Annotated in this window: 8 protein-coding genes; all 8 read left to right on the top strand. The window is 62.0% G+C overall.

Features of this window, described 5'->3' with window-relative positions; all coding sequences use genetic code 11:
- Positions 1-239: 239 nt before the first annotated feature.
- Positions 240-1871: an ABC transporter substrate-binding protein gene (locus J0I64_RS06720; protein WP_291406827.1), complete on the top strand. Its 1632-nt coding sequence runs from the start codon at positions 240-242 to the stop codon at positions 1869-1871.
- Positions 1872-1955: 84 nt separating this feature from the next.
- Positions 1956-2918, top strand: a complete 963-nt coding sequence (locus tag J0I64_RS06725; protein ID WP_291406828.1) for an ABC transporter permease — start codon at positions 1956-1958, stop codon at positions 2916-2918.
- Between the two features lie 3 nt (positions 2919-2921).
- The gene (locus J0I64_RS06730; RefSeq protein ID WP_291406829.1) at positions 2922-3866 is read left to right on the top strand and encodes an ABC transporter permease; all 945 of its coding nucleotides are present in this window, start codon (positions 2922-2924) and stop codon (positions 3864-3866) included.
- 4 nt (positions 3867-3870) lie between these two features.
- The gene (locus tag J0I64_RS06735) at positions 3871-4881 is read left to right on the top strand and encodes an ABC transporter ATP-binding protein (RefSeq protein WP_291406830.1); all 1011 of its coding nucleotides are present in this window, start codon (positions 3871-3873) and stop codon (positions 4879-4881) included.
- Positions 4874-5914: an ABC transporter ATP-binding protein gene (locus J0I64_RS06740; RefSeq protein ID WP_291406831.1), complete on the top strand. Its 1041-nt coding sequence runs from the start codon at positions 4874-4876 to the stop codon at positions 5912-5914. The genes J0I64_RS06735 and J0I64_RS06740 overlap by 8 nt, the downstream gene beginning before the upstream one ends.
- A gap of 21 nt (positions 5915-5935) precedes the next feature.
- Entirely contained in the window at positions 5936-6859 is a 924-nt protein-coding gene (locus J0I64_RS06745; protein ID WP_291406832.1) for a dihydrodipicolinate synthase family protein, read from the top strand.
- A 2-nt stretch (positions 6860-6861) separates the two neighbouring features.
- Positions 6862-7761 carry a hypothetical protein gene (locus tag J0I64_RS06750; RefSeq protein ID WP_291406833.1) on the top strand — a complete coding sequence of 300 codons (900 nt, stop codon included), beginning with the start codon at positions 6862-6864 and terminating at the stop codon, positions 7759-7761.
- Between the two features lie 5 nt (positions 7762-7766).
- On the top strand, positions 7767-8516 hold a 750-nt coding region (locus tag J0I64_RS06755), incomplete at its 3' end, for a dihydrodipicolinate synthase family protein (protein ID WP_291406834.1).

Genomic DNA, 8516 nt, shown 5'->3' on the forward strand with positions numbered 1-8516 from the left:
GGTGCAGGCGATCATCGCGCATGACGCGGAGGCCGCGGTCACCATCCTCAGCAAACACCTGACGCGTAATTACGCGATCTACGTCAATCACGTGCTGACCCCACCAGAGGACAGCTACCAGGCCCAGGAGGTGTGAAACAGAGCTGACTGCCCGCGGTGTGGAGACCGCGGAGTCCGGCAGTACCGAGTGGGGATTCGGTCCGGACGATTTTTACAAGTTTCAAGAACAGGGAACGCAGATGCAATTCAAGAAGCTCATCGCTGTCGGCCTTGCCGCGCTGATGTCCACCACCGCTATCGGCCATGTCGTCGCGCAGCCGATCAACGAGAACCCGCTGTCCGATCCGCGCGTGCGTAAGGCCATTGCCTACGCCATCGATATGGACACCATCATCGAAACCATCTTTGAAGGCCAGGCCGTGCGTGCCGTCGGCATGCTTCCGGATGGTCCGAACAAGCCGACCGATCTCATTCGCTACGACTACAACCCGGACAAGGCTCGCGAGCTTCTCGCCGAAGCCGGCTGGGATTCGAGCCGCGAACTCGACGTGGTCTATTACTATACCGACCAGGCAACCGCCGACCTGATGGCCGCCTTGCAGGCCTATCTCGCCGATGTCGGCATTGCGATGAACTATCGCCTGGTCGAAGGCGACGTGGCTTCGCAGATTTCCGTGGTGCCGGATGATCCGGTGAATGGCCCGTCCAAGGTAACCTGGGACATGCTCTACGGCGCCCGCGCCGCGCTGGCCCTGCAGGAGTATTTCAACCGCTACGCCTATGGCCTCAAGCCGATGATCCCGAACATTCCGCGGATGAACGAGCTGGTCGCCAAGGTCAACGGTACGACCGATCCCGAAGTGCAGCGTGAAGGCTACTTCGAGATGGAGCACTATATCAACGAGAACGTCACCCAGATCCCGCTCTACTACCAGCAGCTCTACACCTATGAGAGCGATCGTCTGCATCGCAACGACGCGCCCTATGGCAACGAGCAGTACAACTATAACTGGGGCGTCGAGAACTGGACGATCGATCCCGACGCTTCGGGCAAGGGCGTTCTCTATACCAATGCCGGCCCGGCACAGTTCTTCGAAGTGCCGTGGCAGAACCTTGGTATCTGGGTGGCCAACAAATTCGCCTTCGACACCGTGCTTGAAGCCGACGGCGCGCTCACGCCTATCGGTGGCGAAATGGCCGACACCTATTCGATCAGCGAAGACGGCCTGACCTTCACCTTCACGCTCCGGGACGGTCTCACCTGGCACGATGGCGCCCCGATCACGGCCGATGACGTTGCCTGGTCGATCGGTGCTGCCGCGAAGTTCCCGGTTACCCATCCGGTGCTGCAGACCACGCTCAAGAAGATCGAGGGCGCCGACGCCTTCATCAAGGGCGAGGCTTCAACGCTGGCCGGTGTCACCACTGACGGCAATACCGTCACCATCAAGTTCTCGACGCTCGACCCGAACGTGCTGCTGAGCTTCAGCCAGTTCGCGCCGCTGCCGGCCAAGCACTTCGAAGGTGTCGATCCGGTGACGCTGCAGCAGGCCTCGTTCTGGCAGAAGCCGATCGGCTCGGGCCCGTTCAAGATCGACGAAGTGGTGATGAACGACTACACCACGCTCGTTCCTTTCGAGGGCTACCACAAGGGCACGCCGAAGATCGAACAGATCATCGCGCGTCCTTCGAGCGACAATGACGGCAACCTCCTGGTCAACGCCCAGGCCCGCAAGGCCGACTTCGGCTACACCAAGGCTGCCGGCGACGTGCCGGGCCTCGAAGCCCTCGACTATATGAATGTCCACCCGATCGACATTCCCTACACCCGTATGCTCTGGATCAACCAGTTCCCGCATCCGAAGAAGTGACCCTGACTGTGGGGGCGCCGGTACCCTTGCCGGTGCTCCCACATCTTTTTTCCTATTTTTCTCGACGGGGATTGGCCAGGCACCATGCTGACCTACATCATCAGGCGCGTCCTGATCCTGATCCCGATGGCATTCGTCATCTGCTTCCTGGTTTATCTGGGCCTTGAACTCACGCCGGGAGACGCTGTCTCCCATATGGTCAATCCCGATGCCGCCGGCAGCATGGACCCTGCCCAGCTCGAAGCCCTGCGCCAGTCGCTGGGCCTCGGGCAGCCGTTCTATGTGCGCTTCTGGGCCTGGTTCACCAATCTCCTGCAGGGCAATTTCGGCTACTCGATGAGTGGCGGCGTGCCGATTTCCAACATCATCGCCACGCGCCTGCCGGCAACGCTGGAACTGGCCGCGGTGGCGCTGGTCTTCTCGACCGTCGTCGGCAGCCTGCTCGGCGTTGTCAGCGCGCTCAAGCGCGGCAGCAAGACCGACAGCGTTCTCACGGTCATCGGCATGCTCGGCGTGTCGATCCCGGAATTCTTCTTCGGCCTCGTCGCCATTCTCGTCTTCGCGCTCAATCTCGGCTGGTTCCCGGTCGGTGGCCGCTCCATGCCGGGCTATGTGACGCTGTGGGATCGGCTACCGCATCTGGTCATGCCGGCCATGGTGCTCTCGATCATGCTGACGGCGGGCGTGATGCGCTATGCGCGCTCGTCGATGCTCGATGCGCTCAGCCGCGATTTCATCAAGACCGCGCGCTCCAAGGGCCTGCCGGAATGGCGCGTCTATCTGCTGCACGGTTTCCGTGTGGCGCTCACCCCGGTGGTGGTGCTGATCGGCTTCCGTTTGCCGGTGCTGATCGGCGGTTCGGTGATCATCGAGCAGGTGTTTCAGTGGCCGGGTATCGGCAACGAATTCATCTCGGCGGTCCGCTCGCAGGACTATCCGGTGGTGATGACCATCGCGCTGCTTTCCGTCATGGCGGTGCTCGTCGCCAGCCTCATTGTCGACATTCTGACCGCGGTCATCGATCCGCGCGTGCGGCTGGGAGAATAGTCCATGCCAGGCCCCAACCCCTCTACCATCACCCGACGCCGCACCCGGCTCGATGCGCAGTTTGACCGCATCCGGGCGCGCGAAGAAGCCGGCCTTGCCAAATCCGGCGGCGGCTCGCGCACGCTCAAGAAGTTTCTCAACAACCGGCTGGCGGTCATCGGGCTCACCATCTTTGCGGTGATCATCCTCGCCTCGGTGTTTGCTCCGCTGCTGACGCCTTATGATCCGAACAAGATCAACCTGCGCGACATGCTGCAGGCGCCAAGCTGGGAGCACTGGTTCGGCACCGACCGCACCGGGCGCGATCTGTTCGCGCGCGTGCTCTATGGCGGCCGCATCTCCATTCTCGTGGGTCTCGGCAGCGCCATTCTCGCCGCGATCATCGGCGTGTTGATCGGGGTCTATACCGGTTATGTCGGGGGCTGGCTCGACGCGCTCGCCATGCGCGTTTCCGAGATTTTCATGTCGTTCCCCCAGATCATCCTGGTGCTGCTGCTGGTTTCCATTCTCGGCCAGTCGCTGCTCAACCTGATCCTGATCTTCACCCTGACGGGGTGGGGCGGTATCTACCGCATGGCGCGGGCGCGCATGCTCAGTATCCGCGAGGAAGAATATGTTCTGGCCCTGCGCAGCTTTGGGCTCGGCCGGCCGCTGATCGCCTACAAGCACATGCTGCCCAATGCGCTGGGGCCGATCATGGTCAACATCACGCTCTCGACGGCGGCCTTCATCCTGCAGGAAGCGGGCTTGAGCTTCCTCGGGCTGGGCGTGCCGCTCTCCATTCCCACCTGGGGCAATATCCTCAACGTGGCGCAGGACATTCGCGTGCTGCAGAGCAATTGGTGGATCTGGCTGCCCGTGGGCACGGTGATCTCGCTCTTCGTCCTCAGCGTCAATTTTATCGGCGACGGTCTGCGCGATGCGACCGACCCGAGCCAGCAGGGGTGAGGCGATGACCGCGACCCAAGACATCGCCATCAGCGTGCGCGATCTGAAGACGTTCTTTTATACCAACAACCGCTGCAACAAGGCGCTCAATGGCGTGTCCTTCGACATCAAGAAGGGCAAGACGCTGTGCATCGTGGGAGAAAGCGGCTGTGGGAAATCCGTGACCGCCGCCTCGATCATGCAGCTCCTGCCGACGCTGTCGCGCATCGAGGAAGGGCAGATCATCTATCACGCCGACCGGGGCGACATTCCGCTGCATGCGCTCGAAAAGAACGGGCGGCAGATGCGGCGCATTCGCGGGGCCGAGATCGCCATGATCTTCCAGGACCCGATGACCGCGCTGAACCCAGTCTATTCAGTGGGCTTCCAGATCAAGGAAAGCCTTAAGTACCACATGAAGATGGTGGGCCGCGCGGCGCATGAAAAGGCGATTTCGCTGCTCAAGGAAATGGGCATTGCCCTGCCTGAGAAGCGGGTGAACGACTTTCCGCACCGCTATTCGGGCGGTATGCGGCAGCGCGCCATGATCGCCATGGCCATGGCCTGCAATCCCAAGGTGCTGATTGCTGACGAGCCGACGACGGCGCTCGACGTCACCATTCAGGCGCAGATTTTCGAGCTGATGGATCAGCTCAAGCGCGAGCATGGCACGGGTATCATGCTGATCACCCATGACATGGGCGTGGTGGCTGAACTCGCTGACGATGTGGCCGTGATGTATATGGGCAATATCGTCGAGGCGGGGACGGTTGACGAGGTGCTGCGGCACCCGACCCACCCCTATACCAAGGCGCTGCTCGCCTCGGTCCCGGTGCTCGGCAAGGGCCGGAATCAGGACATCAAGGCCATTCGCGGCTCGACGCCCGATCCGCTCAATCGCCCCAAGGGCTGCCAGTTTGCCGACCGTTGCGACTTCGCGACGGCACAGTGCCAGGTCATGCCCGAAGAAACCCATATTACGCCGACCCATCGGGTCATGTGCTGGCGCTACAAGGAGCTGGTCCCCAATGGCTGAGAGCAAGGACGTTATCCTGCGCCTGCGCGGGGTGAAGGCGCATTTCCCGGTCAAGGCGGGCGTGTTCAAACGCACGGTGGGCCATGTGCGGGCCGTCGATGGCGTCGATATCGATGTCTATCGCGGGGAAGTGCTGGGGCTCGTGGGCGAGAGCGGCTGTGGCAAGACCACGCTGGGCAAGACCATCTTGCAGCTGGTGCGCTCGACCGAAGGCGAGATTGTCTATCGCTCGCCGGACAATGAAGAGTCAGATCTCAGCAAGCTCGACAATGAAGGGCTCGTGCCGTTCAGGAAGCGGTTGCAGATCGTGTTTCAGGATCCGCATTCCTCGCTCAATCCGGCCTTTACGATCTTCGGATCGCTCGAAGATCCGCTGAAAAAGTACGGCGTGAAATCGCGGGAAGAGCGGCGCAAGATCATCGGCGACCTGCTCGAAGCGGTGAATATGCGCCGCGAATATATGGATCGCTATCCGCATGAGTTTTCGGGCGGGCAGCGGCAGCGCATCGGCATTGCCCGTGCGCTCAGCATCGATCCGGAACTGATCGTCTGCGACGAGGCGGTTTCGGCGCTCGACGTGTCGATCCAGGCGCAGGTGCTGCAGCTTTTGATGAAGCTCAAGGAAGAGCGCAAGCTCACCTATATCTTCATCACGCACGATCTGTCGGTGACCGAATATATCTGCGACCGCGTGGCGGTGATGTATCTCGGAAAGGTCGTGGAGCTCTGCCGCTCCGAGGACCTTTTTGCCAAGAACCTGCATCCCTATACCGAGGCGCTGCTCTCGGCCATTCCGGTGGCCGATCTCGACAAGAAGAGCGAGCGCATCGTGTTGCAGGGCGACGTGCCGAGCCCGGTCAATCCGCCCTCGGGCTGCCCTTTCCATCCGCGCTGCCGCTACGCCAAGGACGTCTGCAAGTCCGTGGTGCCGCCGCTCAAGCGCTATCATACCGACGGGCACGAGCACTTCGCCGCCTGTCACCTCATCGATTTGCCGGAAGCGACGGAAGAGCCCGTCGCTCTTACGGCCTGAGCTTCCAACCCGGAGACGGAATTGTCCGCACTTTCCAAGATCAAGGGCGTGTTGCCCGCGCTTGTCACCCCGTTCGACGAGAACGAAAGGCTCGATGAAGGTCGTCTGCGCGCCATTATCGACTTCCTCATCGGCCGCGGCGTCGATGGGCTCTATGTGACCGGCAGCACCGGCGAGGCCTTCATGATGTCGCCCGAAGAGCGCAAGCGCGCGCTCGAAGTGGTCACCGACGAGGTCAAGGGCCGGGTGCCGGTGATTGCCCATATCGGGGCGATCAGCACGCATCTCTCCATCGACCTGGCCAAGCATGCAGAGAAGGCGGGCGCGGATGCGCTGTCGTCCGTTCCGCCGTTCTACTGGGGCTTTTCGCAGGACCAGATCGTTTCCTACTACACCGACATCACCGCTTCGACCGGGCTGCCGATGTGCGCCTATAACGTGCCGCTGGCGGGGCTGTTCGGGTTCGACCTGATCAAGCGCCTGGCCGGAATTCCGGGCGTCGAAGGCATCAAGTACACGGCGCCGACGCATCATGAGATCATGCGGATCAAGGCCGAGATCGGCAATGACTTCATCATCTATTCGGGTGCCGACGAGATGGCCATGTCGGGTCTCGCCTTTGGCGCGGACGGCATTATCGGTAGCTTCTACAACACCATTCCCGAGGTTTATCTGGCGCTGAACGCGGCAGTGGCGGCGGGCGATATGGAAAAGGCCAAGGCGCTGCAGGAAGTGGGCAACGCCATCATCTTCTTCACCCTGGCGCGCAATCCCATCGCAGCGATCAAGCGCACCATGGCCTGGCAGGGCGCCGATGCCGGTTATTGCCGCAAGCCGTTCGGCAATTTCTATTCGGCCGCAGAAGAAGAGAAGCTCAAGGACGAGTTCCGCGCCTTCAAGGCAGAACGTGGCCTTACCGGCGTCAACTTCCTCGACGCGCTCTGACCATGCCGGTGATCACGCCCCTGGTTCTCAATGAGGACCGTTCCATCCGCTCGGGCAGCACCGTTGCCCTGGCGGCGGCAATCGGGCGTGGCGCCGACCTCAAGGTGGCGACGACGTTTCGCCACAACGAGCACATCGATACCTCGTCGGACAGCAATGAGCTGATCGACGAGGTGGCCGAGTTCCGTCAGACGCTGTTGCTCGATGGGCGCTGGTCGGCCGGGATCATGACGCTACGTATGCCGGTCGAACTGCCCCAAGGCTTTGGGCCGCGGCCGTCCATGTCCTTTTTCCTCTATAACCAGGACGGGCAGCAGGCGATCGCGCGGCCCTTTCTCGACGGGCAGAAGGCCGGGGGCACGCGCGGACCGTCGCCGCTCGATGACCACGGCGCCATGCCTCGCTATCTGCAACTCGATAGCTGGGATGCCGGCACCAATGCGCCGAGCAGCAATTTTGTCTATGCGTTCGACAGCTATCGTTTTCTCGTCAACGATCGTTGGCGTGAGGTGCTGGCGCATAGCGAAGAGGGCGATGTGCTCTCTGGGGCGTTGAGCGATCTCGTCGATGCGTTTCGGCGGGGACTGCCGATCAAGCTTGCGATTTCCGGCCTGTGCGATGATCTGGCGGAAGGTGAGGCTCCCCTTCGGCACGAGGTCTTCGTGAATGCTGGCTCCTGCTACTATTACCAAGACAAGAAGCTGTTCCTGACCGGCACGCACCCGGTGGTGCGTGTACGGCCCGATATTCCGCTGCGCTATGGGACTTCCGCCTGGGATTTTGGCTGGCTGGTGGCGCGCACCGATGGCGCCATCGAGCGCTGGATCTGCGATCCATATTCATTGCAGTTCAAGCGGAGTCGCAGCCGTCATGCAATCCGCTGGTTCGTCGGCAGGGAGTGAGCGACATGGCCGGACTTTCGGGCAATTGGGCCTCGCTGCTGCTGCCGATCAACGGCGATGAAAGCATCGATTTTGCGCGTCTCGGCGTGGCGGTGGATGCGCTTATCGCCGCCGGGGTCGATGGCATCTATTCCAATGGCACCGCTTCGGAATTCTATGCGCAGACCGAGGCCGAGTTTGACGCCATTCAGGCGCTGCTGGTCGAGAAATGCCGCGCGGCCGGCATGCCCTTCATGATTGGCGCGAGCCAGACCGATCCCGCGCTGCAACTGAGGCGCATCAGGCGGGCGGCGGCGCTGCGGCCGCGAGCGATCCAGGTGATCCTGCCCGATTGGTGGCCGGTTTCGAACGAGGAGGCGCGGACCTTTCTGCTCGGTGCGTCCGAGGCGGCCGAGGGCATCGAACTCGTGCTCTACAATCCGCCGCACGCCAAGCGGGTGCTTGCGCCGGCCGATCTTGCCGAGGCGACGGCCGGCACCGCGGTGACGGCCACCAAACTCAGCCTCGTGGGCGGAAATTTCTATGCCGAGGCGCGGCAGCACCTGCAGCACCTGGCCGTCTTCGTTCCGGGGCATCACCTGGCTACAGGCGTCAGGGAAGGAGTGGCGGCAGGGGCCTTTTCCAATATTGCGTGCCTCTCGCCGCGCGGGGCGCAGCGCTGGACGGAAATGATGGCGAGCGACCTCGCCGCGGCGCTCGAATTGGAAACCCGTATTCGCGCCTTCATCACCGACCACATTCTGCCCTATGCACAG

The organism is Devosia sp. (assembly GCF_017307565.1).
GTDB lineage: Bacteria > Pseudomonadota > Alphaproteobacteria > Rhizobiales > Devosiaceae > Devosia.

Bases quoted from the DNA above. Each gene is read 5' to 3' on its own strand.
- J0I64_RS06720 (WP_291406827.1), top strand. From the start codon at position 240: ATGCAATTCAAGAAGCTCATCGCTGTCGGCCTTGCCGCGCTGATGTCC.
- J0I64_RS06725 (WP_291406828.1), top strand. From the start codon at position 1,956: ATGCTGACCTACATCATCAGGCGCGTCCTGATCCTGATCCCGATGGCA.
- J0I64_RS06730 (WP_291406829.1), top strand. From the start codon at position 2,922: ATGCCAGGCCCCAACCCCTCTACCATCACCCGACGCCGCACCCGGCTC.
- J0I64_RS06735 (WP_291406830.1), top strand. From the start codon at position 3,871: ATGACCGCGACCCAAGACATCGCCATCAGCGTGCGCGATCTGAAGACG.
- J0I64_RS06740 (WP_291406831.1), top strand. From the start codon at position 4,874: ATGGCTGAGAGCAAGGACGTTATCCTGCGCCTGCGCGGGGTGAAGGCG.
- J0I64_RS06750 (WP_291406833.1), top strand. From the start codon at position 6,862: ATGCCGGTGATCACGCCCCTGGTTCTCAATGAGGACCGTTCCATCCGC.